The organism is Stenotrophomonas genospecies 3 (genome assembly GCF_054473855.1).
The window spans coordinates 1-25,247 of the sequence record NZ_JBTMUR010000018.1 but is presented as its reverse complement, the minus strand read 5'-3'; the positions used below and the strand labels follow the sequence as shown (position 1 = coordinate 25,247).

Annotated in this window: 26 protein-coding genes; 19 read left to right on the top strand and 7 right to left on the bottom strand. The window is 66.4% G+C overall.

Annotated elements, in window-relative coordinates:
• The first annotated feature begins 59 nt into the window (after window positions 1-59).
• The 6 genes from ACX9OT_RS19710 to ACX9OT_RS19685 all read left to right on the top strand — a co-directional run bounded on the left by ACX9OT_RS19710 (window position 60) and on the right by ACX9OT_RS19685 (window position 4,217).
• The gene (locus ACX9OT_RS19710) at window positions 60-845 is read left to right on the top strand and encodes a succinate dehydrogenase iron-sulfur subunit (protein ID WP_005409079.1); all 786 of its coding nucleotides are present in this window, start codon (window positions 60-62) and stop codon (window positions 843-845) included.
• A gap of 98 nt (window positions 846-943) precedes the next feature.
• Complete coding sequence (locus ACX9OT_RS19705; protein ID WP_459003321.1) at window positions 944-1,192, top strand: FAD assembly factor SdhE; 249 nt, start codon at window positions 944-946, stop codon at window positions 1,190-1,192.
• Window positions 1,143-1,592 (top strand): hypothetical protein, encoded by a 450-nt coding sequence (locus tag ACX9OT_RS19700; RefSeq protein ID WP_107432900.1) that lies wholly within the window; start codon window positions 1,143-1,145, stop codon window positions 1,590-1,592. The genes ACX9OT_RS19705 and ACX9OT_RS19700 overlap by 50 nt, the downstream gene beginning before the upstream one ends.
• Window positions 1,593-1,615: 23 nt before the next feature.
• Window positions 1,616-2,857, top strand: coding sequence for a lipoprotein-releasing ABC transporter permease subunit (locus ACX9OT_RS19695; RefSeq protein WP_032128868.1), 1,242 nt, complete (start codon window positions 1,616-1,618; stop codon window positions 2,855-2,857).
• Window positions 2,850-3,563 carry a lipoprotein-releasing ABC transporter ATP-binding protein LolD gene (gene lolD, locus ACX9OT_RS19690; protein ID WP_005409083.1) on the top strand — a complete coding sequence of 238 codons (714 nt, stop codon included), beginning with the start codon at window positions 2,850-2,852 and terminating at the stop codon, window positions 3,561-3,563. The genes ACX9OT_RS19695 and lolD overlap by 8 nt, the downstream gene beginning before the upstream one ends.
• Window positions 3,564-3,767: 204 nt before the next feature.
• Entirely contained in the window at window positions 3,768-4,217 is a 450-nt protein-coding gene (locus ACX9OT_RS19685; RefSeq protein ID WP_032128869.1) for a DUF6491 family protein, read from the top strand.
• A 74-nt stretch (window positions 4,218-4,291) separates the two neighbouring features.
• Here ACX9OT_RS19685 and ACX9OT_RS19680 read toward each other — a convergent pair whose 3' ends face one another.
• The 3 genes from ACX9OT_RS19680 to ftsY form a co-directional block, all read right to left on the bottom strand.
• A complete protein-coding gene (locus tag ACX9OT_RS19680) occupies window positions 4,292-4,561 on the bottom strand; it encodes an oxidative damage protection protein (protein ID WP_049400957.1) in 270 nt (89 codons plus the stop codon).
• A gap of 5 nt (window positions 4,562-4,566) precedes the next feature.
• Window positions 4,567-5,691, bottom strand: coding sequence for an A/G-specific adenine glycosylase (gene mutY, locus ACX9OT_RS19675; RefSeq protein WP_459003317.1), 1,125 nt, complete (start codon window positions 5,689-5,691; stop codon window positions 4,567-4,569).
• A gap of 81 nt (window positions 5,692-5,772) precedes the next feature.
• On the bottom strand, window positions 5,773-7,101 hold the full coding sequence (gene ftsY, locus ACX9OT_RS19670) for a signal recognition particle-docking protein FtsY (protein ID WP_459003315.1): 1,329 nt from the start codon (window positions 7,099-7,101) through the stop codon (window positions 5,773-5,775).
• A gap of 129 nt (window positions 7,102-7,230) precedes the next feature.
• Here ftsY and ACX9OT_RS19665 point away from each other — a divergent pair, with 129 nt between their 5' ends.
• Window positions 7,231-7,530, top strand: coding sequence for a hypothetical protein (locus ACX9OT_RS19665; RefSeq protein ID WP_180844912.1), 300 nt, complete (start codon window positions 7,231-7,233; stop codon window positions 7,528-7,530).
• Window positions 7,531-7,816: 286 nt separating this feature from the next.
• Here the strand turns inward: ACX9OT_RS19665 and htpG are convergent, their stop codons facing one another.
• Window positions 7,817-9,709, bottom strand: coding sequence for a molecular chaperone HtpG (gene htpG, locus ACX9OT_RS19660; RefSeq protein WP_459003313.1), 1,893 nt, complete (start codon window positions 9,707-9,709; stop codon window positions 7,817-7,819).
• Window positions 9,710-10,379: 670 nt separating this feature from the next.
• Between htpG and rsmD the strand changes: the two genes are divergently transcribed.
• The 6 genes from rsmD (at window position 10,380) to ACX9OT_RS19630 (ending at window position 15,195) form a co-directional block, all read left to right on the top strand.
• Window positions 10,380-10,958 (top strand): 16S rRNA (guanine(966)-N(2))-methyltransferase RsmD, encoded by a 579-nt coding sequence (gene rsmD, locus ACX9OT_RS19655; protein ID WP_107432891.1) that lies wholly within the window; start codon window positions 10,380-10,382, stop codon window positions 10,956-10,958.
• A 26-nt stretch (window positions 10,959-10,984) separates the two neighbouring features.
• Complete coding sequence (gene coaD, locus ACX9OT_RS19650) at window positions 10,985-11,494, top strand: pantetheine-phosphate adenylyltransferase (RefSeq protein ID WP_032130277.1); 510 nt, start codon at window positions 10,985-10,987, stop codon at window positions 11,492-11,494.
• Between the two features lie 60 nt (window positions 11,495-11,554).
• Window positions 11,555-12,046 (top strand): hypothetical protein, encoded by a 492-nt coding sequence (locus ACX9OT_RS19645; RefSeq protein ID WP_004153167.1) that lies wholly within the window; start codon window positions 11,555-11,557, stop codon window positions 12,044-12,046.
• 132 nt (window positions 12,047-12,178) lie between these two features.
• Window positions 12,179-12,460, top strand: a complete 282-nt coding sequence (locus tag ACX9OT_RS19640; RefSeq protein WP_004153175.1) for a YfhL family 4Fe-4S dicluster ferredoxin — start codon at window positions 12,179-12,181, stop codon at window positions 12,458-12,460.
• A complete protein-coding gene (ggt, locus tag ACX9OT_RS19635; protein WP_459003310.1) occupies window positions 12,457-14,187 on the top strand; it encodes a gamma-glutamyltransferase in 1,731 nt (576 codons plus the stop codon). Before ACX9OT_RS19640 ends, ggt begins: the two co-directional genes overlap by 4 nt.
• A 120-nt stretch (window positions 14,188-14,307) precedes the next feature.
• Complete coding sequence (locus ACX9OT_RS19630) at window positions 14,308-15,195, top strand: MBL fold metallo-hydrolase (protein ID WP_049400411.1); 888 nt, start codon at window positions 14,308-14,310, stop codon at window positions 15,193-15,195.
• An 85-nt stretch (window positions 15,196-15,280) separates the two neighbouring features.
• Here the strand turns inward: ACX9OT_RS19630 and ACX9OT_RS19625 are convergent, their stop codons facing one another.
• Together ACX9OT_RS19625 and upp are read right to left on the bottom strand one after the other, a co-directional pair.
• Complete coding sequence (locus tag ACX9OT_RS19625) at window positions 15,281-15,574, bottom strand: PsiF family protein (protein ID WP_032130275.1); 294 nt, start codon at window positions 15,572-15,574, stop codon at window positions 15,281-15,283.
• 146 nt (window positions 15,575-15,720) lie between these two features.
• Window positions 15,721-16,353 (bottom strand): uracil phosphoribosyltransferase, encoded by a 633-nt coding sequence (gene upp / locus ACX9OT_RS19620; protein ID WP_005409099.1) that lies wholly within the window; start codon window positions 16,351-16,353, stop codon window positions 15,721-15,723.
• Between the two features lie 214 nt (window positions 16,354-16,567).
• On the opposite strand from upp, the gene ACX9OT_RS19615 reads away from it, so the two are divergent.
• From ACX9OT_RS19615 to ACX9OT_RS19600, 4 genes are read left to right on the top strand one after another with little or no spacing between them, the layout of a single operon-like run.
• Window positions 16,568-19,081, top strand: a complete 2,514-nt coding sequence (locus tag ACX9OT_RS19615) for a TonB-dependent receptor (RefSeq protein ID WP_459003349.1) — start codon at window positions 16,568-16,570, stop codon at window positions 19,079-19,081.
• Window positions 19,081-20,196, top strand: a complete 1,116-nt coding sequence (locus tag ACX9OT_RS19610; RefSeq protein ID WP_459003307.1) for a phytase — start codon at window positions 19,081-19,083, stop codon at window positions 20,194-20,196. The genes ACX9OT_RS19615 and ACX9OT_RS19610 overlap by 1 nt, the downstream gene beginning before the upstream one ends.
• A 14-nt stretch (window positions 20,197-20,210) precedes the next feature.
• Entirely contained in the window at window positions 20,211-21,560 is a 1,350-nt protein-coding gene (locus ACX9OT_RS19605; protein ID WP_459003347.1) for a purple acid phosphatase family protein, read from the top strand.
• 10 nt (window positions 21,561-21,570) lie between these two features.
• Window positions 21,571-22,185: an inorganic diphosphatase gene (locus ACX9OT_RS19600; protein ID WP_107432879.1), complete on the top strand. Its 615-nt coding sequence runs from the start codon at window positions 21,571-21,573 to the stop codon at window positions 22,183-22,185.
• Window positions 22,186-22,204: 19 nt separating this feature from the next.
• On the opposite strand, the gene ACX9OT_RS19595 is transcribed toward ACX9OT_RS19600, so the two are convergent.
• Window positions 22,205-22,789, bottom strand: coding sequence for an SMI1/KNR4 family protein (locus tag ACX9OT_RS19595; RefSeq protein ID WP_107432877.1), 585 nt, complete (start codon window positions 22,787-22,789; stop codon window positions 22,205-22,207).
• A gap of 109 nt (window positions 22,790-22,898) precedes the next feature.
• Here ACX9OT_RS19595 and ACX9OT_RS19590 point away from each other — a divergent pair, with 109 nt between their 5' ends.
• Window positions 22,899-24,314 (top strand): cryptochrome/photolyase family protein, encoded by a 1,416-nt coding sequence (locus tag ACX9OT_RS19590; protein ID WP_459003345.1) that lies wholly within the window; start codon window positions 22,899-22,901, stop codon window positions 24,312-24,314.
• Window positions 24,315-24,453: 139 nt separating this feature from the next.
• Complete coding sequence (locus ACX9OT_RS19585; protein ID WP_010484399.1) at window positions 24,454-25,149, top strand: YiaD family glycine zipper/OmpA-like lipoprotein; 696 nt, start codon at window positions 24,454-24,456, stop codon at window positions 25,147-25,149.
• Window positions 25,150-25,247 lie beyond the last annotated feature (98 nt).

Genomic DNA, 25,247 nt, shown 5'->3' with positions numbered 1-25,247 from the left:
CCGCCTACCATGCAATCCGCGCCCACGGGCGCGGGCCGCCTGAGCCAACGAGAGCAGCCATGGCCGAGTTTTCACTCCCCAAGAATTCCAAGATCACGAAGGGCAAGCACTTCCCCGTCAAGAACGGCGGCAAGAACGTGCGCACCTTCAAGATCTACCGCTGGAGTCCGGACGACGACAGCAACCCGCGCACCGATACCTATGAAGTCGATCTGGACGCCTGTGGCCCGATGGTCCTGGACGCCCTGATCAAGATCAAGAACGAGATCGACCCGACCCTGACCTTCCGCCGCTCCTGCCGCGAAGGTATCTGTGGTTCGTGCGCGATGAACATCGACGGCACCAACACCCTGGCCTGCACTCGAGCCATCTCGGACTGCGGCAAGAAGGAAGTGCCGATCTACCCGCTGCCGCACATGAACGTGGTCAAGGATCTGGTTCCGGACCTGACCCACTTCTACGCGCAGTACGCCTCGATCAAGCCGTGGATCCGCACCCAGACCCCGGCACCGCCGGACCGTGAGCGCCTGCAGTCGCCGGAAGACCGCAAGAAGCTGGACGGCCTGTACGAGTGCATCCTGTGCGCCTGCTGCTCGACCAGCTGCCCGAGCTACTGGTGGAACGGCGAGCGTTACCTGGGCCCGGCGATCCTGCTGCAGGCCTACCGCTGGATCATCGACTCGCGCGATGAGGACACCGGTGCGCGCCTGGACGATCTGGAAGATCCGTTCAAGCTGTACCGCTGCCACACCATCATGAACTGCGCCCGGACCTGCCCGAAGGGCCTGAACCCGGCGCTGGCGATCGCCGAGATCAAGAAGCTGATGATGGAACGCCGCGCCTGATCAGGCCTGGCTGTACCCGGTAGAGCCACGCCACGCGTGGCTGTGCCACCCCAGTAGAGCCACGCCATGCGTGGCTTTGCTGTATCTGGAGAAACATGATGGAAGAAGATGTTCTGCTGAAGAAGCTGCGCTGGCGCTGCCGCCGCGGCATGCGTGAGCTGGACCAGCTGTTCGGCCGTTACCTGGACCACGAGTGGAGCACTGCGCCGACCGAAGATCGCGAGGTTTTCCTGTTCCTGCTCGACTGCGAGGACGATAAGTTGTGGCGCTGGTTCATGGGCTACGAGGCCTGCCCGCATGCGCACGCGATCCCCTTCATGCAGAAGATCCTCGCCCTCAAGCCTTGAGTGGCGCCCCTCACGGCTGCAGGCCGCCGCCCAGTTGGCGGTGCTGCTGGCTGCGCCCTGGCTGCTGCGCGCATCGGATCTGCCTTCACGGTTGCTGATGCCCGCGGTGGTGCTGGCCTGGTTCATCGGGTTGGCCGAACTGGCCTGGCGCCAGCGCAGGCCACGCGTGCAGGTGCTTCTGCCGGCACCGCCCGAGCCGCTGCAGGTGGCCGGGCAGGACGCCGATGCACCCCAGCTGGTCGTGCGTGGTCCATGGCTGTTGTTGCTCTGGCGTGAGGATCGGCGCCGCCGGCGCCTGCTGTTCTGGCCGGATGTGCTCGATTCCGGGCAGCGACGTGAACTGCGACTGGCCGTGGCCGCACGTGGCGTTTCCCGTAGGCCCCGGTCGATGGCACCATAAGCTGAATTGACCGGCGTGCCTGCATGTTCAAACCCATTCCCGTGGCCATTGGCCTGCGCTACCTGCGCGCCAAGCGCCGCAACGGCTTCATCTCCTTCATCTCGATGGCATCGATCCTGGGCATCGCGCTCGGCGTCACGGTGCTGATCACCACCTTGGCGGTGATGAGCGGTTTCCAGAAGGAAATCCGCAGCCGCCTGCTGCAGATGACCGCGCACACCACCATCAGCCGCGACGGCGAGCCGATGCCGGACTGGATGCGCGTAGTCGACGTGGCCCGCAAGGACCCGCGCGTGGCCGGTGCTGCGCCGTACATCGAGATCCAGTCGATGATCAGCGGCCCGCGCGTGCAGGGCGCGATCATCCAGGGCATCGATCCGGCGCTGGAGCCGAAGGTATCGGTGATCGACAAGAAGGTCACCAAGGGCAGCTATGACAGCCTCACGCCGGGCAGCTTCAACCTGCTGCTGGGCAAGGAGCTGGCGATCTGGCTGGGCGTGGACGTTGGCGATCAGGTGCTGGTGACGTTCGCCGAAGTGCAGGGCACGCCTGCCGGTGCGGTGCCACGGATGAAACGCTTTACCGTGAGCGGCATCTTCGAGGCCGGCTACAACGAGGTCGACCGCGGCGTCGGCTTCGCCAACATGAAGGACCTGGAGCGCGTGCTGCGTTCCGATGGCGCCACCGGCGTGCGGCTGAAGCTGCACGACATGGACCGCTCGCTGGAAGTGGGCGTGGACCTCGCGCAGAACCTCGGTGGTGCGTACCGGGTGAGTGACTGGACCCAGCAGAACGCCAACCTCTACCACTCGCTGCGCATGGAGAAGGTGGTGATGGGCATCCTGCTGTCGCTGATCATCGCCATGGGCGCCTTCAACCTGGTGTCCTCGCAGGTGATGCTGGTCACTGACAAGCAGGCCGACATCGCCATCCTGCGCACGCTCGGCCTGACGCCGGGCGGGGTGATGCAGGTGTTCATGGTGCAGGGTTCGCTGATCGGCATCTTCGGCACGCTGGCCGGCCTGATCGGTGGCATCACCCTCACACTCAACCTGGAGCGCATCCTCGGTGCCATCGAGAGCGTGTTCAACGTCAAGCTGATGCCGGAGGATGTGTACTACATCACCGGCCTGCCGACCGACATGCAGACCGGCGACGTGGTGGCGATCACCGTGGTCGCGCTGCTGATGAGCTTCCTGGCCACCCTGTATCCCGCCTGGCGGGCAGCACGCACCCAGCCGGCGGAGGCCCTGCGTTATGAATAAGGTCTTCAACCGCGGCGATGAAGTGATCCGCGCCGAAGCACTGGGCAAGACCTACGCCGAAGGACGCATGCAGACCCCGGTGTTCGATGGCCTGGACCTGACCGTGACCGCCGGCGAAACGGTGGCGATCATCGGTGCTTCCGGTGCCGGCAAGAGTACGCTGCTGCACCTGCTGGGTGGCCTGGACATTCCGACCGCCGGCGAGGTCTATGTGACCGGCCAGCGCATGTCAGCGCTGTCCGATACCGCGCGCGGCCTGCTGCGCAACCAGGCGCTGGGCTTCGTCTATCAGTTCCACCACCTGCTGCCTGAGTTCACCGCGCTGGAAAACGTGATGATGCCGGTGCTGCTGGCCGGTACTGCAGTGGCCGAGGCGAGCAGCCGGGCCACCACGCTGCTGGAAGCGGTCGGCCTTGGCCATCGCCTGGACCACAAGCCCGGCGAACTGTCCGGTGGCGAACGCCAGCGTGCCGCAGTGGCGCGTGCGCTGGTCAATCATCCGGCCTGCGTGCTCGGGGACGAGCCGACCGGCAACCTCGATGACCGCACCGCGGCGACGGTGTTCGAGCTGATGCTGGAACTGAATCGTGCGCGGCATACCAGCCTGGTGCTGGTGACCCACGACCGCAGCCTGGCACGGCGCCTGGACCGGGTGCTGGAGCTGCGCGAGGGGCGCCTGCACGCGCTGGCCCACGCCGACGTCTGAGGCGCCGGGCCCGCTTTGGTGGAAGCCGACCTTGGTCGGCTGCTCTTGCAGGGCAAGCGCCAACCAAGGTTGGCGACTACCGGAATCCGGAGCCTTGGGCCTGCTTGGGGCGACCGCCGACCGGCTGCTGAATGGGGTACTGGCTTTCGCGCCGGCGTTGTCTGCGCAGGCGCATGATGGCGACAGTTCCCCGAGGAGATCGCCATGAAGACCCCGATCCTGATGGCCGGACTCTGCCTGGCGCTGGCCGCCTGCGCGACCACCGGCCGGCTCAGCTCTGCCGAGAAACTTGACCTGTACCGTGCCCATGCCGGCGCGCCGCAGAACGACATGCAGTTCTTCGGCAGCCTCAATGGCTGGACCGAGCTGGGCGACAGCGCGCTGGCGGTGTGGACCCGTCCCAGCGAAGCCTACCTGCTGGAATTGAGAGGTCCCTGCCAGGACCTGCCGTATGCCACCGCCATCGGCCTGACCAGCCAGATGAACCGTGTTTCGGCGCGTTTCGACAAAGTGCTGGTGCGCGACCCGACCGGCGGGCCGCGCATGCCGTGCTTCATCGACAGCATCCGCAAACTGGACGTGAAGGCGCTGCGTGCCTCCGAACAGGAGCTGCGCCAGGCGCAGGTGCAGGAGCGCGAGGAAAGCACGAAATAGCGTGGTAGTGCCGGCCGCTGGCCGGCATCGCGCAGATGCCAGGTTGCCGGCCAGCGGCCGGCACTACCTGTGTGTCAGGCTTCCGGGGTGAAGCCGGCCGGCTTTTCCGCGTCCTTCTCGAACAGGAACTTGACCAGTTCGCCTTCAAGGAACGCGCGATGCTCCGGCGTGCGCGGCGACAGGCGGTTCTCGTTGATCAGCATGGTCTGGTGCGCCAGCCACGCAGCCCAGGCCTGCTTGCCGATGCTGTTGAAGATGCGCTGACCCAGTTCGCCGGGGTAGGGCACGAAGTCCAGGCCCTCGGCATCGCGTTGTTCGTACTGGCAGAAGACGGTTCGGGACATGGCATTCACTCGTGGTTGCGGGGTTTCTTGGAATTTCGTTTCGGCGTCCTGATTGTTGCGCCGTCGAGCAGTTTGCGGATCGGTGCCGGCAGGCCCAGCGCGTGCAGTTCGTCGCTGGCGACCCAGCGCAGCGTGGGTTCTTCCACGCGCAGGCCGTGTACCTGCCGCGACAATACCTGCAGATGCAGCTTGTAGTGGCTGAAGGTGTGCTGCAGCACTGGCAGCTCTTCGGCCTCTTCCAGCGAGCCGTCGACGTGCACGTCGAACCAGTCCTGCAGCACGCTGCCGGCATCGGCCTGCGGCAGCGTCCACAGCTGCGCCCAGATGCCGGTGTCCGGCCGCTTCTGCAGCAGCACACGCTGCTGGGCGTCGCGCAGCAGCAGCGCAACGGCCTCGCGCTCGGGCAGGGTCTTGCTGGGCTTGGGCGTGGGTAGTTCAGCGGTGCGGCCTTCGCGCCGTGCCACGCAGTCATCCTGCAACGGGCAGATCACGCAGGCCGGTTTGGCGCGGCTGCACACCGTCGCGCCCAGATCCATCTGCGCCTGCGTGTAGTCGGCCATGCGCCCGGCCGGCACCTGCGCCACGTGCGCCTCGGCGATCGCCCACAGCTGCTTCTCGATGGCCGGCAGCCCGGGGAAACCATCGATGCCGTGGTAACGGCTGAGCACGCGCTTGACGTTGCCATCGAGGATCGCGAACGGGTCGTTCCAAGCCTGGCTGAGGATCGCACCGGCGGTGCTGCGGCCGATGCCGGGCAGGGCATGCAATGCATCGAAATCACGCGGCAGGTCGCCGTCGTGCAGTTCCACGCAGCGCTTCGCAGCGGCATGCAGGTTGCGTGCGCGGGCGTAGTAGCCGAGCCCGGCCCACTGCGCCATCACCGCGTCGTTGCTGGCGGCGGCAAGGTCGGGCAGGGTCGGGAAGTGCTGCAGGAACCGCTGGAAATACGGGATGACCGTACTCACCTGGGTCTGCTGCAGCATGATTTCCGACAGCCAGACCCGGTAGGGACTGCGTGGGTGCTGCCAGGGCAGGTCGTGGCGGCCGTGGTCGTCGAACCAATGCAGCAGGTGGGCGACGAAGTCGTCAGTCTGCGTGGTTCCGGCGCTGGCGTGCGGCTGGCGGGGCATCGGTGTTCCAGAGAGGAGCCGCCCGTGGGGTGGCTCTACTGGATTGCAGTAGAGCCACGCCATGCGTGGCTGCACGGTGTATCAGACGCCCAGCGCTTCGGGCAGCAGGGCGTCGACGAAGGCTTCCGGGTCGAACACGCGCAGGTCTTCCGGGCGCTCGCCGATGCCAGCGAAACGGATCGGAATGCCGAACTCGCGGGCCAGCGCGAACACCACGCCGCCCTTGGCGGTGCCGTCCAGCTTGGTCACCACCAGGCCGGTCACGTTCACTGCGGCATTGAACTGGCGCAGCTGCGACAGCGCGTTCTGGCCAGTGGTGCCGTCGATCACCATCAGCACTTCGTGCGGGGCGGTGGGGTCGATCTTGCCGAGCACGCGGCGGATCTTGCCCAGTTCGTTCATCAGGCCGGACTGGGTATGCAGGCGGCCGGCGGTGTCGGCGATCAGCACCGAGGTGCCACGGGCCTTGCCGGCCTGGAGCGCGTCGAATGCCACCGAAGCGGCATCGGCGTTCTGCCCCTGCGCGACCACGGCCACGCCGTTGCGCTCGCCCCAGGCCTGCAGCTGTGCCACGGCGGCGGCGCGGAAGGTGTCACCGGCGGCCAGCATCAGGCTGTGGCCATCGTCCTTGAAGCGCTTGGCCAGCTTGCCGATGGTGGTGGTCTTGCCAACGCCGTTGACGCCGACGGTGAGCACCACGAAGGGCTTGGCGTTGCGGTCGATCACCAGCGGCTTGGCCACCGGCTGCAGGATCGCGATCAGCTCCGCGCGCAGCGCGGCCAGCAGCGCATTGGCGTCGGCGAACTCGCGCGACTTCATGCGCTTGCGCAGGCCCTCGACCAGGTCGGTGGTGGCACCGACACCGACGTCGGCGGTGATCAGTGCGGTTTCCAGCTCGTCCAGCAGGTCGTCGTCAAGCTTGGGGTTGCGCGAGAACAGGCCACCAAAGCTGCGCGCGATGACGCTGTTGCGCAGGCGCTCGCGCCAGCCGGGCTTGCCAGCCGGCGCCGGAACGGCGTCGATCGAGGCGGCCGCAGGCAGGTCGTCGGTGACCGGTGCCGGTGCCGGTGCCGGGGTGGGCTCAGGCAGCGGTGCGGGGGCCGGTTCGATGGCCGGGGTCGCGATAGGGGCGACGTCGATCTGAGCCGTCGGCGCAGGAGCTGCCGGAACCGGTGCGGCTGGGGCCGGAATAACCGGGGTGGGCTCGACAGCGACCGGAACGGCGGTTGCTGGGGGCGGCTCGACCGGTACAGGCTCGGCCGGTACTGCTACCGGCGCCGGCTCCTTGTCCTCGACCGGCGCGGCCGACGGGAATGCCGCCGCCAGCTCTTCAGCCGAGTAGTGCTGGGTCTTGGGTGCCTCCGCTGCGGGGGCATCCTGGGGCTTCTTGCGGCGGAAAAAACTGAGCATTGGCAAAAGGCGCTGAAATCAGGGGGATATGCTACCACTCGGGCCTGTCGGGCCGATGTGGACTCAACATCGCGGCCTGCCGGCCGTTAACCGGTCCGGAGGGCTGCGCACGGCGGCCCGGAGACCGCCATGAACAACGTGATGGGAATTGCTCTCAGTGGGATGCAGGCGGCCCAGCAGGGCGTCCAGGTGGCCGCGCACAACGTGGTCAACCTGGCGACCCCGGATGCCCAGCACCTGCAGTTGCAGCGCATTACCACCGAGCAGGGTGGGGTGCAGGCTTCGGTGGCGTCCATCGGCGCCGATGCCGGCGCGCCGCTGGGTGATCTGCTGGCCGCGAAAGCCGAGGTCGTGGCCTTTGCCGCCAATGCCACGGTGATCCGTCGCCAGGACCAGATGCTGGGCTCACTGCTGGATCGGGACGCCTGAGCAACACCGTTTTGGCAGGTGCCAACCGCCGCCCCTGGTGGGTGCCAACCTTGGTCGGCACGCTTCGACCCAGCCTGGTAGGTGCCAACCTTGGTCGGCACGCTCGACCCGCCCTGGTAGGTGCCAACCTTGGTTGGCACGCTTTTGGGGCGCCAACCAAGGTTGGCCTCTACCAGGGCAGCAGTGCCAACCAAGGTTGGCACCTACCAAAGCAGGAATGCCAACCAAGGTTGGCATCCACCAGCACCCGGTAGCGCCGGGCCATGCCCGGCGACCACCGCCTCGATCAGACCGACAGTTCCAGCAGCAGCTTGTTCAGGCGCGCCACGTAGGCACCCGGATCCTTCAGGCTGTCACCTGCGGCCAGTGCGGCCTGGTCGAACAGCACCCGGCCGAGGTCGTCGAAGCGCGCGCCATCGGCTTCGGCATCCAGCTTGGCGATCAGCGGGTGGCCCGGGTTGATCTCCAGGACCGGCTTGCTCTCCGGCACCTTCTGCCCGCTGGCTTCCAGGATCTGGCGCATCTGCAGACCCAGGTCCTGTTCGCCGATGGCCAGCACCGCCGGCGAATCGGTCAGGCGGTGCGAGACGCGCACTTCGGCCACGTCATCGCCCAGCACTGTCTTCAGGCGCTCGACCAGGCCCTGCTTGTCCTTCGCTGCTGCTTCCTGTTCCTGCTTGTCCGCTTCGGTTTCCAGCGCGCCCAGGTCGAGGTCACCACGGGCGATGTCGACGAAGCCCTTGCCGTCGAAATCGGTCAGGTAGCCCATCAGCCACTCGTCGATGCGGTCGGTCAGCAGCAGCACTTCCACGCCCTTCTTGCGGAACACTTCCAGGTGCGGGCTGTTGCGCACCTGGCTGTAGCTCTCGCCGGTCAGGTAATAGATCTTGTCCTGGCCTTCGGTCATGCGGCCGAGGTAGTCGGCCAGCGAGACGCTCTGCGCATCGCCGTCGCCACGGGTGGAAGCGAAGCGTAGCAGGCCGGCCACCTTCTCGCGGTTGTTGTAGTCCTCGGCCGGGCCTTCCTTCAGCACCTGGCCGAATTCCTTCCAGAACGTGGCGTACTGCTCCGGCTTGTCGGCGGCCAGCTTTTCCAGCATGTCCAGCGAGCGCTTGGTCAGCGCCGCCTTCATCGAATCGATGACCGGACCGGACTGCAGGATCTCGCGCGAGACGTTCAGCGACAGGTCGTTGGAATCGACCACGCCCTTGATGAAGCGCAGGTACAGCGGCAGGAACTGCTCGGCCTGGTCCATCACGAACACGCGCTGCACGTACAGCTTCAGGCCCTTGGGCGCATCGCGGTGGTACAGGTCGAACGGCGCGCGGCCCGGCACGTACAGCAGCGAGGTGTACTCCAGCTTGCCTTCGACCTTGTTGTGGCTCCACGCCAGCGGGTCGCTGTGATCGTGCGCGACGTGCTTGTAGAACTCGGTGTACTCGGCATCGCTGATTTCGGTGCGCGTACGGGTCCACAGTGCGCTGGCGCGGTTGACGGTTTCCCACTCGACCGCTGCGCCTTCTTCACCGCCCTCCTTGGGCATCTGGATCGGCAGGCCGATGTGGTCCGAGTACTTCTTGAGGATGCTGCGCAGGCGCCAGCCATCGGCGAAATCGTGTTCGCCATCCTTCAGGTGCAGCACGATGCGGGTGCCGCGCTCGGCCTTGTCGATGGTGGCGACGTCGAAATCGCCTTCGCCGCGCGAGGTCCAGCGCACGCCTTCGCCTGCAGCCAGGCCGGCGCGGCGCGAGGTCACTTCCACTTCGTCGGCGACGATGAAGGCGCTGTAGAAGCCGACGCCGAACTGGCCGATCAGCTGCGAATCCTTCTTCTGGTCGCCGGACAGTTGGCGCAGGAAATCGCCGGTGCCGGACTTTGCGATCGTGCCGAGGTGGGCGATGGCTTCGGCGCGGCTCATGCCGATACCGTTGTCTTCGATGGTGATGGTGTGGGCGGTGGGGTCGAAGCTGACGCGCACGCGCAGTTCGCTGTCGCCTTCCAGCAGGGCCGGCTGGGTCAGGGCCTCGAACCGCAGCTTGTCGGCGGCGTCGGCGGCGTTGGAGACCAGCTCGCGGAGGAAGATCTCCTTGTTGGAGTACAGCGAGTGGATCATCAGTTGCAGCAGCTGCTTGACTTCGGTCTGGAAGCCAAGGGTTTCGGTCTGGGTGGTCTCGGTCATCGATAAGGCTCCGTGTGCAATGCCGCGCCAGCGCGTGCGGCCTCGCCAAGGGGTATGGCTGATTGTCCCGAAATCAAGGGGTTGGTCGGGCAGGGTTGCACCCTGCACCCGCCGAGGCCGAAGCAACAGCAACAGCAACAGCAACAGCAACAGCAACAGCAACAGCGGGCATTCCGTGGGATGGCGGGGCGGTGTGGGTGGGCAGGACACGCCGTAAACCCGTCCCTGGGGGCTCGATGGCGCCATCCATGGCGCCAACGGTCCTGCCGACCCACACCGCCCCACCTCTGACAGGTTCACTCGGCTGTTGGTAGGTGTCGACCTTGGTCGACACATCTGTCAGATATCGATACATCAAATGGGGTCAGATCCGTTTTCCGCAGGAAAACGGATCTGACCCCAAGAGACGTTCCGACAGATCGCAGGAGACTGTCGAAGGCGGGGTGGGTCCGGTTGAGGGGGCGTGAGCCGCATGGATGCGGCGACCGAGCTTACATGGACGTACTTGCAGCGTCCCCCTCGACCGGACCCACCCCGCCGGCCCACGGATAGCCGGCTTTTGCCGTTGCTCCGGCCGTTGCCGTGGCTTCGACGGGTGCCGGGCAAAGCCCGGCCGAACTACAATCCCGCTCATGCTGAAATTCTCGAATACCTCCCGCCGGGGGCGCCGATGAGCGGCCGTGGCGGCAATGAAGGCCAGGTCCGCATCATCGGCGGGCGCTGGCGCAATACCCGCCTGCCGGTGCCGACCCTGCCGGGGCTGCGGCCCAGCAGCGACCGCGTGCGCGAAACCCTGTTCAACTGGCTGATGCCCAGGCTCGGTGGGGCCCGCGTGCTGGACCTGTTCGCCGGCAGTGGCGCACTGGGCCTGGAGGCGGTCTCGCGCGGTGCCGCCCACGCCACCCTGGTCGAACGCGACGCGCAGCTGGGACGCAATCTGACCGCTGCCGTGACCAAGCTGCAGGCCAGCGACCAGATCAGCGTCGTGCAGGCCGATGCCCTGCGCTGGCTGCAGGGCGCGCCGGCGCAGCAGGCCGATCTGGTCTTCATCGACCCGCCGTTCGCCGACGGCCTGTGGCAGGACGTGCTGGCCCAGCTGCCGCGGCACTTGGCCGCCGATGCCTGGCTGTACCTGGAATCGCCGGCCGGCCACGTGCCGGTGCTGCCACCGGACTGGCTGCTGCACCGCGAGGGTGGCACCCGCGAGGTGCGCTTTGCCCTGTACCGCCGCGCCACTGCTACACTTTGACCTCATCTGAACATCTGCAACCGCCCATGACCGTGGCCAATCGCCGCATCGCCGTTTACCCCGGCACGTTCGACCCCATCACCAACGGTCATATCGACCTGGTGAGCCGGGCCGCGCCGCTGTTCGAAAAGGTCGTGGTCGGCGTGGCGCAGAGCCCGTCCAAGGGCCCGGCGCTGCCGCTGGAGCAGCGCGTGCAGCTGGCGCGTGGCGCGCTGGCCCACCACAGCAACGTCGAGGTCATCGGCTTCGATACCCTGCTGGCGCATTTCGTACGTTCGGTCCAGGGCGGGGTGCTGCTGCGCGGCCTGCGCGCGGTGTCCGACTTCGAGTACGAGTTCCAGATGGCCAGCATGAACCGGCACCTGATCCCCGAGGTCGAGACCCTGTTCCTGACCCCGGCCGAGCAGCACAGCTTCATTTCGTCCTCGCTGGTCCGCGAGATCGCGCGCCTGGGTGGCGACGTGTCCGGCTTCGTGCCGGCCGCGGTGCTCGAAGCCCTGCGCAAGGTCCGCGAAGCGAAGTCGGCACAGTCGTAAGCCCCGCTGTACCCGCACCCCATTACGTACAACACCACGCACCATTCCGGGAGGAAACCCATGAACACCACCATGCGCGCGATGCTGATCGCTTCGTTGGCCCTGGCCTTCACCGCCTGCAAGAAGGAAGAGGCCGCTCCGGTCGACGAGGCCAAGCAGGCCCTGGTCGCTCCGTCCAAGGACGACGATGCAGGCTGGAAGAAGTACCTGCAGGAAGTGGCGATCCAGAACATGGGCAACATCACCAACAGCCCGTTCCTGTACTACCTCTCGCCGGAATCGGACCCGGACTTCCAGGCCAAGTACGAGCGCCAGACCGAGAGCGCGACCCAGGCCGTGGCCCGTGGCGTGCAGCCGGGCAACATGCTGGCCTTCGGTTCGTCGGCCTCGGGCAAGATGGCTGACATGATCCAGGCCGTGTTCAAGGACGTGTCGCCGGATTCGATGAAGGGCGTGCGCGTCGTCTTCATCGGCCAGTCGGCCGACAACGCCCGCGTACAGGCTGCGATCCAGCCGACCGGTGCCGAGTACATTTTCGTCGAAGCCAAGTAAGACCGAGCCATGGCGGCCATGCTCCGGCATGGCCCGGGCGGCGTCCTGCAAGGGCGCCGCTGATGACCTGACCGGCCCGCGCGCCCGCGCTGGCCGGTCCTTTGTCCCAGGGCGCGGGCGAGGAGTATCGCCGTGTCGCTGAAAATCAACGAGCTCTGCGTCAACTGCGACGTATGCGAGCCGGCCTGCCCGAACCAGGCCATTGCGATGGGTGAAACCATCTACGTGATCGACCCTGCGCGCTGCACCGAATGCGTGGGTCATTTCGACGAGCCACAGTGCGTGGTCGTCTGCCCGGTCGAGTGCATAGACCCGGACCCGGAGATCGTGGAAACGGAAGACCAGCTGCTGGCCAAGCTGCGCCAGCTGCAGCACGATCACCCCGAACTCTACGCGGAGCCCCCATCCGAATGAAGACGCTGATCGTCCGCCCCCTGTTGCTGCTCGGCCTGCTGCTGAGCCCGATTGCCTGGGCCGACAGCCCGGCCCGTGCCGAGCGCCCCGATGGCGCGGCCATTGCCAGCGGCCATGCGCTGGCCACCCAGGCGGGCATCGACATCCTGGCGCAGGGCGGCAACGCCTTCGATGCCGCGGTGGCGGTATCGTCCACGCTGGCGGTGGTCGAGCCGATCAGTTCCGGCCTGGGCGGTGGTGGCTTCTTCCTGCTGCACGATGCGGCCACCGGCAAGGATGTGATGCTGGATGCGCGCGAGACCGCGCCGGCCGCGGCAACGCCGCAGGCCTTCCTCGACAAGCAGGGCAACCTCGACCGTGATCGTTCGGTCAACGGTGCCTGGTCGGCCGGTATTCCTGGTCTGCCCGCAGCGCTGGTCGAGCTGTCGGCCAAGCACGGCAAGCTGCCATTGGCGACCTCGCTGCAGCCGGCCATTCGCATCGCGCGCGAAGGCTTCCCGGTGTACGACCGCATGGCCAAGGGCTATGCCTCGCGCCGTGAAGTGATGGAGCGCTATCCCGGAACGCGCGAGGTCTACCTGCGCAACGGCAAGCCGATCGCCAGCGGTGACCTGTTCAAGCAGCCGGAGCTGGCACAGACGCTGGAGCGCCTGGCCGCAGGTGGCTTCGATGGCTTCTACAAGGGCCAGACCGGAACGCAGTTGCTGGCCGGCGTGAAGCAGGCCGGCGGCAAGTGGACCGCTGAAGAGCTGGCCGGTTACCGCGTGAAGCAGCGCGAGCCGATCGTGTTCAACTACAACGGCTGGAAGATCACCACCGCGCCGCCGCCGTCGTCCGGTGGCATCGCGCTGGCCAGCATGCTGCAGATCCTGGAAGGCTGGGATATCAAGAAGATGGACCCGGCGCACCGCACCCACCTGGTGGTGGAGTCGATGCGTCGCGCCTACCGCGACCGCACCTTCTTCCTCGGCGATCCGGACTTCGTGCAGATCCCGCAGAAGGTGCTGACCAGCAAGGACTACGCACAGGGCCTGCGGGCGACCATCCATCCGGAGAAGGCCACGCCCAGTGACCTGCTGTCGGGCAACCCGACGCCGCTGGAAGACGACGAGACCACGCACTTCTCGATCATCGACCGCGACGGCAATCGCGTCGGCGCCACCCAGACCGTCAACCTGCTGTACGGCTCGGGGTTGATTCCCAAGGGCACCGGCGTGCTGCTGAACAACGAGATGGACGACTTCGCGCTGAAGCCGGGCACGCCCAATGCGTTCGGCGTGATGGGCTACGAGGCCAATGCGCCGAAGGCGGGCAAGCGCATGCTCAGCTCGATGACCCCGACCTTCATGGAGAACGCCGACAAGGTGGTGGTGCTGGGCACCCCGGGTGGCAGCCGCATCATCACCATGGTGCTGCTGGGCATCCTCGGCTACGACGCCGGCCTGGACGCGCAGCAGGTTGCCGCGCTGCCGCGCTACCACCACCAGTGGCTGCCGGACCTGATCGAAGCAGAGGACGATGCATTCGACGCGGCCACGGTGAAGCAGCTGCAGGCGATGGGTCACAAGATCGACCTGCCGGGCAATGTGGCCGCCGGGGGCCGCGGGTCCAGCCACGTGTGGGGCAACCTGCAGACCGTGGAATGGGACCGCAGGGCCAACAAGCTGTTCGGCGGCAGCGACCCGCGCAACCCGGTGGGCAGTGCCCAGGTGGTGCCGGCACGCTGATCCGGTGGTGCCGGCTGCTGGCCGGCAATCCGGCTGATTATCGAAACCCCGCCTTTGCCGGCGGGGTTTTCTGTTTCCCTTCTAGCGATTATTTAACGAGCCGGCGCCGATAATCGACACATGAAACTCTGGTCTATTCGTGGAAACTCGCAGCGCCTTGATGGCGGCGCGATGTTCGGCAACGCGCCGCGCGCGTTGTGGGAAAAATGGGCGGCACCGGACGAGCTCAATCGCATCGAGCTGGCCTGCCGTGCGCTGCTTGCCAGCCCGCTGGAAGGTAAGACGGTGCTGTTTGAAACCGGTATCGGGGCGTTCTTCGATCCGCGCATGCGCGAACGCTACGGTGTGCAGGAAAGCCAGCACGTGCTGATCGATTCGCTGCGCGAAGCCGGCTTCGAGCACGAGGATATCGACGTGGTGGTGCTCAGCCACCTGCATTTCGATCATGCCGGTGGCCTGCTGGCGGCATGGAGCGAAGGACGCGAGCCCGAGCTGCTGTTCCCCAACGCAACCTATGTGGTCGGTGCGCAGCATTGGCAGCGCGCCGTGCAGCCACACCCGCGCGATCGCGCCAGCTTCATTCCGGAACTGCCGGGCCTGCTGCAGGCCAGTGGCCGGCTGGAAGTGGTGGACGGGGAGTACTCGAAGGCGCTCGGCCGCAGCGTGCGCTTCAGTTACAGCGACGGGCATACACCGGGGCTGATGCTGGCCGAGATCGTCGGTCACGCGCATCCAGGCGAAAGTGCGCATGGTGGCGTGGTGTTCTGTGCCGACCTGATCCCGGGCCGCTCATGGGTACACGTGCCGATCACCATGGGCTACGACCGCAATGCCGAGCTGCTGATCGACGAGAAGCGGCAGTTCCTGGAAGACAAGCTGGCGCGCAACGTGCGGCTGTTCTTCACCCACGATCCGCAGGTGGCATTGGCGCAGCTTGGCAGGGATGACAAGGGGCGTTTCGTGACCCTGCACGAGCAGGGTGAGCTGAAGGCACGCGCCCTGGGGTAATGACATGGCCGGGCAATGCCCGGCCTTTTACTGATGTCCGTGGATCCACGCCATGCGTGGATGGCGTTTTATCCGGATGCGACCATTACGACGCCTTCAGGCAGCTGCTCATGAAGGTCTTGCGCGCATCACCGGCCAGCTTTTTGGCGCCCGCGTCAGCGTTGCACTTGCGCATGCGTTCCTGCTGCGTATTGACCGGCTTGGCGTCGGCGGCGTGGCCGCTGAGGCAGGAGCTCTGTGCAGTCTTGTAGGCATCGCCCTTCAGCCCCTTGTTCTTGGCCGAACATTCGGCCATGCGCTGCTGCTGCGGAGTGGTGGCATTGGCAGCCAGGGGCAGGCCGACCAGCAGGACGGCGGCCAGCAGGAAAGAGGCTTTCATCGGGAGCTCCAAGGGTGGCGGGTGCGCGGAGCATTCGCTTCCCGGCGCCAAGAGCACGTGAAGAATCGCAACGCGGCCGCGATGGCCTGCGCTGTTGGGGTCAGCCCCCTTTCGCGGCGAAAGGACTCTGACCCCGGTTCGTCGGATCAGCCGACGCGGGTACCGAAGATGCGGTCACCGGCATCGCCCAGGCCCGGCAGGATGTAGCCCTTGTCGTTGAGCTGGGCATCAATGGCCGCGGTGTAGATCTCCACGTCCGGGTGCACGGCCTTGACCGCCTCGATGCCTTCCGGCGCGGCCACCAGGAAGATGCCCTTGATGCGGCGGGCACCGGCCCGCTTGAGCATGTCGATGGTGGCGATCAGGGTGCCGCCGGTGGCCAGCATCGGGTCCAGGATCAGCGCGTCGCGCTCTTCCAGGCGCCCGGTCAGGCGCTCGAAGTAGGGCACCGGCTGCAGGGTTTCCTCATCGCGCTGCAGCCCGACCACGCTGACACGGGCCGCCGGGATCAGCGACAGCACGCCGCTGAGCATGCCCAGGCCGGCGCGCAGGATCGGCACCACGGTGATCTTGGCGCCCGCAATGCGCTGCACGGTGACCGGGCCGGCCCAGCCGGGCAGGGTGTGCGGCTCGGTGTCCAGGTCGGCGGTGGCCTCGTAGGCCAGCAGCGTACCCAGCTCGTTGGCCAGTTCGCGGAAATCCTTGGTGCTGAGCGCAGCGTTGCGCATCAGGCCGATCTTGTGCTGCACCAGCGGGTGGCGCACTTCGACGATCTTCATGGTCGGGAAGGGGAAAAGGAGAGAGGGCGCCATTTTGCCGGATCGGCGGGCCGAACCCAAACCGGGCCGTGGCCCTGGTACGCGAAATGTGCAGATGCATGTCATTGCCATGCAACCTTGCGGACATACCGTGCAGACCCATTCTTAACAGGAATGGGGATTCCCAGTGCATATCAAGACTCCGTTGGCCGTTGCCATCACCCTGACCCTGGCGATGGGGGCCGCAGCCCCGCTGCAGGCCGCCGGGCAGCAGGCGGTAGCCGCCACCGGCGCCGTGGCGTCCGACGCGGTCGACCTGGACCGCATCGAAGTGCGCGCCCAGCTCGAATCACAGATCCGCGCGGTTGACCTCAAGCGCAGCAGTGATGCGATCGAAGACGCCGTGTCCTCCGATGCACTGGGCCAGTACCCGGACAAGAACGTGGCCGAGTCGCTGCAGCGCCTGCCGGGCATCAGCGTGACCCGCGACCAGGGCGAGGGGCGCTTCGTGGTCATCCGCGGTCTGGACGCCAACCTCAACAGCGTCAGCGTGGATGGCATCGCCATCGGTACGCCGGAGGATTCCAGCCGCGCCGCACCGCTGGACGTGATCCCGTCCGACTCCACCGAGCGCCTGCGCGTGGTCAAGTCGCCGACCCCGGACATGCCCGGTGATGCCATCGGCGGCGCCGTGTTGGTGGAATCGGCCTCGGCCTTCGACCGCGACGGTCGCAGCCTGCGTGGCAAGATCGAAGGCAGCCACCAGCAGTTGTCCGGTGAGACCAGCCCCAAGGCTGCCTTCAACTACAGCGAAGTGTTCAACGACACCTTCGGTGTGGCGCTGGGCGTGAACTACCAGAAGCGCAAGTTCGAGTCGGACAACACCGAAGTGGAGTATGACGGCGAGGACGATGCCGTCCCCGGCGATGTCACCGCGATCAACCTGCAGCACCGCAAGTACGAGATCGAGCGCAAGCGCATCGGTGCCAACCTCAACCTTGACTGGCGCCCGAATGAAGACAGCAAATACTACCTGCGCACGCTGTACAGCCAGTTCGACGATGCGGAGACCCGCCAGCGCGTGATCTTCAACTTCGACGACGCGAAGATGGTCAAGACCGGCACCGACCAGTATCGGCTGGATGGCATGCCGAAGGATTCCATCGACAAGCGCATGCGCTACCGCACCAAGAAGGAAAACACCTTCGCGGCAAGTCTCGGTGGCGAGAACAAGCTGACCAACGCCGTGGTCGATTACCGGATCGGCTACACCCGCACCGAAGAGCGGGTGAACGACGAGATGGAGGCTCGTTTCAAGCTTGATGGCAAGGCCTTCAATGGCACCCTCGACCAGCGCAGCCGCCTGCCCAGCTACAGCTTCGACAACCCGCAGTGGCTGGACAACGGCAACTACGCGTTCGACCGCTTCGTGCTCTCGCCCAAGCAGGTCAACGACAAGGAACACAGCGCGCAGGTCAACGTACGCTTCGACGGCGACAGCAGCAGCATCAAATTCGGCCTGCTGGGCCGCTGGCGCGACCGCGACGTGAACGTCGACGAACGCGAACTGCGTGTCGGCCCGAAGGTGGCGCTGTCGAGCTGGACAACCTCCTCGCCGGAACACCGCCACGGCAACCTGGGTGACGGCATGGATTCGGCCGCGATGCGTGCCTTCTGGGCGGCCAATGGCGGCCAGTACAGCGCCCGTCCCCAGGATGCCGGTGGCAACGCGATGACATCGCTGGAAGAGGACTACGTGGCCAGCGAAGACATCTTCGCCAGCTATGCGATGGGCACCTGGGACGTGGGCGCGCTGCGCATCATCGGCGGTGTGCGCGTGGAAAACACCCAGTTCAAGGCGGTCGGCAATCAGGTGGACGTGGCCTCCAACGGGCGCAGCTTCACCGTCACCCCGAGGGTGGCCAACAGCAGCTACACGAACGTGCTGCCGGGCCTGCACCTGCGCTACGACGCGGCCGATGACTGGGTGCTGCGCGCCTCGGCCAACAAGACCGTATCGCGCCCGTCCTTCGGTGACATCTCGCCGCGCGTGGGCTACAGCCGCGGCGACGAGGAAGTGCGCCTGGGTAATCCGGAACTGGATCCGTACGAGTCGAAGAACATCGACCTGTCGGTGGAGAAGTACATCGGCAGCACCGGTATCGTTTCACTTGGCCTGTTCCACAAGTCGATCGATGGCTACATCGTGCAAACGGTGCGGACCAATGATCCCGCTTATGGCGGCTTTGACGTGACCCAGCCGATCAATGGCCGCAAGGCCACCGTGCGTGGCGCGGAATTCAACTGGCAGCAGCAGCTGGCCTTCCTGCCGGACGGCCTGGATGGCCTGCTGGTCGGTGCCAGTGGCACCTGGCTGGATACCAAGTTCGATGCCGGCATCAAGGACCGTGCAGGCGAGGACTTCACACTGCCGCGCGCCTCCAAGCATGTCTACAGCGCACACATCGGCTATGAAAAGTACGGTGTGAGTACACGCCTGGCGGCGGTATACCGCAGCGAGTACCTGGACAGCATCGGCAAGGGCCGGGCGTTCGACATCTACGTTGCACCGAACACCCAGCTCGATTTCTCGCTGGACTACAAGTTCACCCCGCGGGTGAGCATGTATTTCGAAGCACAGAACCTGCTGGACAAGCCGCTTGAGCTGTACCAGGGCACGCGCTCGCGCACCCTGCAGATGGAAGAATACGGTCGCACCTACGCGCTCGGCCTGAAGGTGGCACTGTGATGGGGCGTGGCATCACCGTCCTGGCGGTCGCGCTCGCGGCGACCCTGGCCGCCGGCTGCACGCCGGCGACCGGCAACGATCCGGCTGCGGCCCCTACGGCAGCGAAAGCCGGGGGCGCGCGCACGGTGACCACCATCGCCGAAGCCTTTCTGTCACCGATGACCCCGGCCGACAACATCGACTCGCCAGCGGCCTGGCGCGCGCCGGACGGCGCGCTGTGGCTGATCGCCACCGCCAAGGCCACCGACAAGCTGGTGGTCTACGACGGCAGCACCGGCCAGCACCTGCGTGACGTCGGCAGCAGCGGCTCCGCACCGGGGCAGTTCGACCGCCCAAACGGCATCGCGGTAATCGACGACCTGCTGTGGATCGTGGAGCGCGACAATCACCGCGTGCAGGTGCTGAGCCTGCCGGACTTCGCGCCGCTGGCGACGTTCGCTGCGGACGACCTGCGCAAGCCGTATGGGCTGTGGGTCGACCGCCGTGCCGATGGCTACAGCGTCTACGTCACCGACTCTTGGGACAACGGCGAGGATGCGCAGGGGCGTGACATCCTGCCGCCGCTGGCCGAGCTGGACAAGCGCGTGCGCCAGTACCACGTGACCCGCGACGGTGCGAAGGTCGAGGCGAAGCTGATGGCCAGCATCGGTGACACCAGCGAAGCCGGTGCGCTGCGCGTGGTCGAGTCGATCTGGGGCGACCCGGAGAATGATCGCCTGCTGATCGCCGAAGAGGATGAAAGCTACGCCAGCGAGTTCAAGGTCTACACCCTTGCCGGACGCTTCACCGGCACCACGTTCGGTCGCGACGTGTTCAAGGCGCAGGCCGAAGGTGTGACCCTGCGTACCTGCGGCAAGGACGGCTGGTGGATCACCACGGAACAGGGCAAGCAGCGCAGCGTGTTCCATCTGTTCGACCGGCACACGCTGAAGCCGGTGGGCGCGTTCCAGGGGAATACCGTGGCCAACACCGACGGCATCTGGATGATGCAGCAACCCAGTGCGCGCTTCCCGCACGGCGCACTGTATGCAGTGCATGACGACCAGGGCGTGGTGGCGTTCGACTGGGAGAGCATCGCCAAGCAGTTGGCATTGCCGCTGGAGTGTGGCGCATGAGCCGGCAGTGCGTGATGCGCACGCTGGCGTTGGGCCTGCTGCTGGCACTGCCGTCGCTGTCGTTCGCAGCGGCCGAACCCAACACCCAGGTGCCAGCGGGCAGCCGCCACTACGCAGCGACGCCGGTGCCGGATCGCATCGTCGCCTCGCCGGCGGTGGATCCCAGCCACGGTTTCGCCGTGGCCTGGCGTACTGACGGCAGCGTGCAAGCACCGCTGCTCGAGATTGCCCTCGCCGGGGATTCGCCGGCGATCGAGGGCATCCGCCAGGTGCGCGCAACGACCCGCGCGCTGCAGACCGAGAACGGGCTGTCGCATCATCATCGCGCGGACATCAGCGGCCTGCAGCCGGATACCCAGTACGTCTACCGCGTGCAGGGCAACGGCAGTTGGAGCGCCTGGAACCAGTTGCGCACGCTGGCCGCGGCCGATCAGCCGCTGACCCTGCTGTACTTCGGTGATACCCAGAACAAGAACGTCAGCCATGTCAGCCGTGTAGTGCGCGCCGCGCAGAAGGCCGCGCCGCAGGCACGCATGAGCCTGTTCGCCGGTGACCTGGTCAGCGGCGGCGACAACATGGATGACAGCGAATGGGGCGAGTGGTTTGCTGCCACCGGCTGGCTGGCGCAGGAAACGCTGGTGGCGCCGGCGATCGGCAACCACGAGTATTTCGAGGAATTCGAGGACACCCCGCAGGAGCGGCGCGTGCTGGGCAAGCATTGGCCAGTCACCTTCGCGCTGCCGGGCAACGGCGCCACCGCCGCGCAGCAGACCAGCTACTGGTTCGATGCGCAGGGTGTACGCGTGGCGGTGGTCGATGGCACCTCGGCACTCGACCTCGGCACCGCCAAGGCACAGGCGCAATGGCTGGACAAGGTGCTGGCCGGCAACCGGCAGCCGTGGACCATTGTGCTGCTGCACCAGCCGTTCTACTCACCCCGCGAAGGCCGCGAGAACGCTGCGCTGCGTGACGTGCTGCTGCCGGTGGTACGCCGCCACAACGTCGACCTGGTGCTGCAGGGCCACGATCACACCTATGGCCGTCGCGGTGAAGGGCAGGCCGCCACGCCGCAGTACGTGGTGACCGTGGCCGGGCCGAAGCAGTACCGCCTTTCCGACGAGGCACGGAAGACGATGGATCCGGTAGCCGAGGACACCCAGCTGTTCCAGGTGCTGAACATCGATCCGCAGCACCTGCGCTACGAAGCGCGCACCGTGACCGGGCGCCTCTACGACGCCTTCGAACTACGCCGCGATGCCAAGGGCGCAAAGCAACGCACGGAGTTGACCGAAGGCCGCATCGCACCGCGCGACTGCCCGCGTGCGCAGACCGCCAAGGGTCGCGCCGACCGCTGCTGGGAATGACGAGATGCCAATGACCACGCTCCGACGCATCCTTCCTCTCGCTGCCATCGGCGCCGCCCTGCTGTTGCTGGCCAGTGCGGTGACGGCCGCCGATACCGTGCTGCATCCGTTCCTGGTCGCCCAGCCGAAGCAGGCCCCACAGGAGGTGAATCTGGCGGTGGAGATTCCGGCCGGCAGCTTCACCAAGTACGAGATCAAGGAAGACGGCCTGGTCCATGTGGACCGCTTCCAGTCGATGCCGGTCGCCTATCCGGCCAACTACGGCTCGATGCCGCGCACTCTGGCCGGCGACAACGATCCGCTGGACGCGCTGGTGCTGACCCGTGAACCGCTGCATCCGGGCGTGATCGTGCGCTTCCGGCCGATCGGTTACCTGAAGATGATCGATGGCGGCGAGCACGACGAGAAGATCATCGGCGTGCCCACCGACAAGGTCGACCCGACCTACGCCAGCATCCGCGACCTGAAGGATCTGCCGGAGGTCGAGCGTCAGCGCATCGAGGCGTTCTTCCGGGTCTACAAGGACCTGCCGGCGGGACGCAACCCGGTGCAGCTCAACGGTTGGGGTAACGCCGCCGAGGCGCGGGTACTGATCAGCGAAGCGATGAAGCGCTTCGAAAAGTAGATCCACGCCATGCGTGGATTCAGTCCAGCAACGTCTCGATGAACGACTCGGCCTGCAGGCGGTCGCCCAGTACCCGGGCCACCGCCTGTACGGCTGCCTCCTGGTGTTCAGGACGGATACCGCCATCGTCATCATCGTTGTAGAGGTCGTCGCCTGCATCGAGGTACACCGTGCCTGCAGCAGCCAGAGCCGCCATCAAGGTCGGCACATCGGTAGTGATCTCGCCGGCATCCAGCAGGCCCGCACCGTGGTGACTGAACAGCACACGGCCGTCATCCAGGTCGAGGATGAACGGATCGGCGCCGCGATCGGCGATCACCAGCCAGTTCGATGGCCAGTTGTCGATCGGCTCGCCGCTGATGCCATGCCAGCGATAACCGGCCTGGTGACTCCACACACGCCGCAGCGGCGGTATCCAGACATCGAGGCCCGGAATGGTGATGCCGGAGTTGCCCACCTTCGCATTGATCTCATGACCCAGCGGTCCCACCTGCGCGTAGAAGCACGCCAGCACCGGCGGTAACGGGAACGGTCCCTGCCAGTCACCTTCGTGCTGGGCCCGCAGCAGCCCGAAGCGGGCGAATGAGGCGTACAGATCATCCATGGCGGGGTCCAACGAGGAGCGGCCCAGCAGCCTAGCAGACGGCGTCTACGTGCAGCGCCTTCACCGCCGCTGGCTATCATGTCCGCCTTCAACAACGAAGGCGGTGTCTGTGTCGGTAGCGTTGGTATGGTTCCGCCGTGATCTGCGGCTGCAGGACAATCCGGCCCTGCAGGCCGCGCTGGATGCCGGTCACGAAGTGGTGCCGGTCTACATCCATGCGCCCCACGAAGAGGGTGAGTGGGTGCCGGGTGCCGCCTCCGATGCGTGGCGCCACCGTTCACTGGCCGCGTTGGACGCCGACCTGCGCGTGCGCGGTTCGTCGCTGGTGCTGCGCAGCGGTGACAGCCTGCCGGCCCTGCAGTTGCTGATCGAGCAGGCCGGCGCCGGGGCGGTGTACTGGAACCGCAAATACGAACCGGCCACCCAGCCACGCGACGCCACCATCAAGCGCACGCTGCGCGAGCAGGGCATCGACGCACAGAGCTGCAATGGCAGCCTGCTGTTCGAGCCGTGGGACATCGCCACCCAGCAGGGCCAGCCCTACAAGGTATTCACGCCATACTGGCGCAATGTACTCAGCCGCTGGCGCCTGCCCGCGCTGCAGGCCGCACCGGAAGCATTGGCTACGCACGCAGTCGACAGCCTGGCATTGGATGATCTCCAGCTGGCACCGACGCTGGACTGGGATACCGGCTTCTGGGAGCACTGGCAGCCGGGTGAAGCCGGTGCGCTGGAAGCGCTGTCCGTGTTCGAGGACGGTGCGCTGCGCGGCTACCGCGAGCAGCGTGACCTGCCAGATCGCGTGGGCACCTCGCGGCTGTCGCCGCACCTGCATTTCGGCGAAATCGCACCCTGGCGGATTGCCCATGCGCTGGAAGGCCTGCGCAGTGCCGGTACCGACGCCGACATCGACGGCTATCTGCGCCAGCTCGGCTGGCGTGACTTCGCCTACCACCTGTTGCATCACTTCCCGAAGACGCCGACCGACAACCTCAACCCGCGCTTTGACCGTTTCCCGTGGGCCACACCGAGTGCCGCGCAGCTGCACGACTGGCAGCGAGGCAACACCGGCGTGCCGATCGTCGATGCAGGCCTGCGCGAGCTGTGGCACACCGGTTACATGCACAACCGGGTGCGGATGATCGTGGCCAGCTATCTGTGCAAGCACCTGCGCGCGCACTGGCTGCATGGCGCGCGCTGGTTCTGGGACACCCTGGTCGATGCCGACCTGGCCAACAACACGATGGGCTGGCAGTGGGTGGCCGGGACCGGTGCCGATGCCGCGCCTTACTTCCGCGTGTTCAACCCGGTCACCCAGGCCGAGAAGTTCGACCCCCAGGCCCGCTACATCAGCCGCTGGGTGCCCGAACTGGCCGCGCTGCCGGTGAAGGCGCGCTTCGCGCCGTGGCAGCATCCGCTGCTGCTGGCCGCGCATGCCCCGGGCTATCCGCGTACGCCGCTGGTGGACCTGGCCGCGGGCCGCGACGCCGCATTGGCGGCTTACCGCCAGTCGGGGGCGGGGTAAAGGGCGACCTGAGCGATCTGGTCAGTTAGCTGAACGCGGCCCTGTCGGTGTGCCCGATCATCATTCCGGCATCGCATCGGGCTGTTTATTCTCTTTGCGCCCGCAGGCCGCCGGCCGACCGGAAACCAAGGAGAACCTCATGATCCGCAACACCACCCGCAACGTCGCACTGGCCCTGATGAGTGCGGCCGTCCTGTCGGCCTGCGCCACCGGCGGCTCCTACGTACAGAGTGACCAGTACGGCAACCCGACCGAGCAGCAGAACCGCACCGGCCGCAACGCGCTGATCGGCACCGCCATCGGCGTAGCCGCCGGCCTGCTGACCGGTGACAGCGCCACGGAGCGCCGCCAGCATGCGCTGATCGGCGCCGGTATCGGCGCGCTCAGCGGCGCCGCGGTAGGCCAGTACCAGGATCGCCAGGAACGCGCACTGCGCGAGCGCACTGCCAACACCGGCATTGATGTGCAGCGCCAGGGCGACAACATCATGCTGAACCTGCCGGACGGCATCACCTTCGACTTCGGCAAGTCGACCCTGAAGCCGCAGTTCTACGGCTCGCTCAATGGCGTGGCAGGCACCCTGCGTGACTACAACCAGACCATGATCGAAGTGGTCGGCCACACCGACAGCATCGGCAGTGACGCGGTCAACAACCGCCTGTCGAAGGAACGTGCCGACTCGGTCGCGCAGTACCTGATCGGGCAGGGCGTGCAGAGCGTGCGCATCGAAACCCTGGGCGCCGGCAAGTCGTACCCGATTGCCGACAACAGCACCGATGCCGGCCGCGCCAAGAACCGCCGCGTCGAAATCCGCGTGATTCCCCTGAAGCAGTAACGCGTAGCGTTACGGTTCCGGCGCAGCCGGAACGAAAATGCCGCCCTTGCAGGCGGCATTTTCTGTAGGTGCCGAGCGTTGCTCGGCACACCGATAGC

What these genes read in the sequence shown, in the direction of transcription:
- ACX9OT_RS19615 (WP_459003349.1), top strand. Translation starts at nt 16,568, where the DNA reads ATGGGGGCCGCAGCCCCGCTGCAGGCCGCCGGGCAGCAGGCGGTAGCC.
- ACX9OT_RS19630 (WP_049400411.1), top strand. Translation starts at nt 14,308, where the DNA reads ATGAAACTCTGGTCTATTCGTGGAAACTCGCAGCGCCTTGATGGCGGC.
- ACX9OT_RS19625 (WP_032130275.1), bottom strand. Translation starts at nt 15,574, where the DNA reads ATGAAAGCCTCTTTCCTGCTGGCCGCCGTCCTGCTGGTCGGCCTGCCC.
- mutY (WP_459003317.1), bottom strand. Translation starts at nt 5,691, where the DNA reads ATGCCCCGCCAGCCGCACGCCAGCGCCGGAACCACGCAGACTGACGAC.
- ACX9OT_RS19585 (WP_010484399.1), top strand. Translation starts at nt 24,454, where the DNA reads ATGATCCGCAACACCACCCGCAACGTCGCACTGGCCCTGATGAGTGCG.
- ACX9OT_RS19685 (WP_032128869.1), top strand. Translation starts at nt 3,768, where the DNA reads ATGAAGACCCCGATCCTGATGGCCGGACTCTGCCTGGCGCTGGCCGCC.
- ftsY (WP_459003315.1), bottom strand. Translation starts at nt 7,101, where the DNA reads ATGCTCAGTTTTTTCCGCCGCAAGAAGCCCCAGGATGCCCCCGCAGCG.
- ACX9OT_RS19695 (WP_032128868.1), top strand. Translation starts at nt 1,616, where the DNA reads ATGTTCAAACCCATTCCCGTGGCCATTGGCCTGCGCTACCTGCGCGCC.
- lolD (WP_005409083.1), top strand. Translation starts at nt 2,850, where the DNA reads ATGAATAAGGTCTTCAACCGCGGCGATGAAGTGATCCGCGCCGAAGCA.
- htpG (WP_459003313.1), bottom strand. Translation starts at nt 9,709, where the DNA reads ATGACCGAGACCACCCAGACCGAAACCCTTGGCTTCCAGACCGAAGTC.
- ACX9OT_RS19605 (WP_459003347.1), top strand. Translation starts at nt 20,211, where the DNA reads ATGCGCACGCTGGCGTTGGGCCTGCTGCTGGCACTGCCGTCGCTGTCG.
- ggt (WP_459003310.1), top strand. Translation starts at nt 12,457, where the DNA reads ATGAAGACGCTGATCGTCCGCCCCCTGTTGCTGCTCGGCCTGCTGCTG.
- ACX9OT_RS19705 (WP_459003321.1), top strand. Translation starts at nt 944, where the DNA reads ATGGAAGAAGATGTTCTGCTGAAGAAGCTGCGCTGGCGCTGCCGCCGC.
- ACX9OT_RS19680 (WP_049400957.1), bottom strand. Translation starts at nt 4,561, where the DNA reads ATGTCCCGAACCGTCTTCTGCCAGTACGAACAACGCGATGCCGAGGGC.
- ACX9OT_RS19665 (WP_180844912.1), top strand. Translation starts at nt 7,231, where the DNA reads ATGAACAACGTGATGGGAATTGCTCTCAGTGGGATGCAGGCGGCCCAG.
- coaD (WP_032130277.1), top strand. Translation starts at nt 10,985, where the DNA reads ATGACCGTGGCCAATCGCCGCATCGCCGTTTACCCCGGCACGTTCGAC.
- ACX9OT_RS19710 (WP_005409079.1), top strand. Translation starts at nt 60, where the DNA reads ATGGCCGAGTTTTCACTCCCCAAGAATTCCAAGATCACGAAGGGCAAG.
- ACX9OT_RS19645 (WP_004153167.1), top strand. Translation starts at nt 11,555, where the DNA reads ATGAACACCACCATGCGCGCGATGCTGATCGCTTCGTTGGCCCTGGCC.
- ACX9OT_RS19610 (WP_459003307.1), top strand. Translation starts at nt 19,081, where the DNA reads ATGGGGCGTGGCATCACCGTCCTGGCGGTCGCGCTCGCGGCGACCCTG.
- upp (WP_005409099.1), bottom strand. Translation starts at nt 16,353, where the DNA reads ATGAAGATCGTCGAAGTGCGCCACCCGCTGGTGCAGCACAAGATCGGC.
- ACX9OT_RS19600 (WP_107432879.1), top strand. Translation starts at nt 21,571, where the DNA reads ATGACCACGCTCCGACGCATCCTTCCTCTCGCTGCCATCGGCGCCGCC.
- rsmD (WP_107432891.1), top strand. Translation starts at nt 10,380, where the DNA reads ATGAGCGGCCGTGGCGGCAATGAAGGCCAGGTCCGCATCATCGGCGGG.
- ACX9OT_RS19700 (WP_107432900.1), top strand. Translation starts at nt 1,143, where the DNA reads ATGCGCACGCGATCCCCTTCATGCAGAAGATCCTCGCCCTCAAGCCTT.
- ACX9OT_RS19595 (WP_107432877.1), bottom strand. Translation starts at nt 22,789, where the DNA reads ATGGATGATCTGTACGCCTCATTCGCCCGCTTCGGGCTGCTGCGGGCC.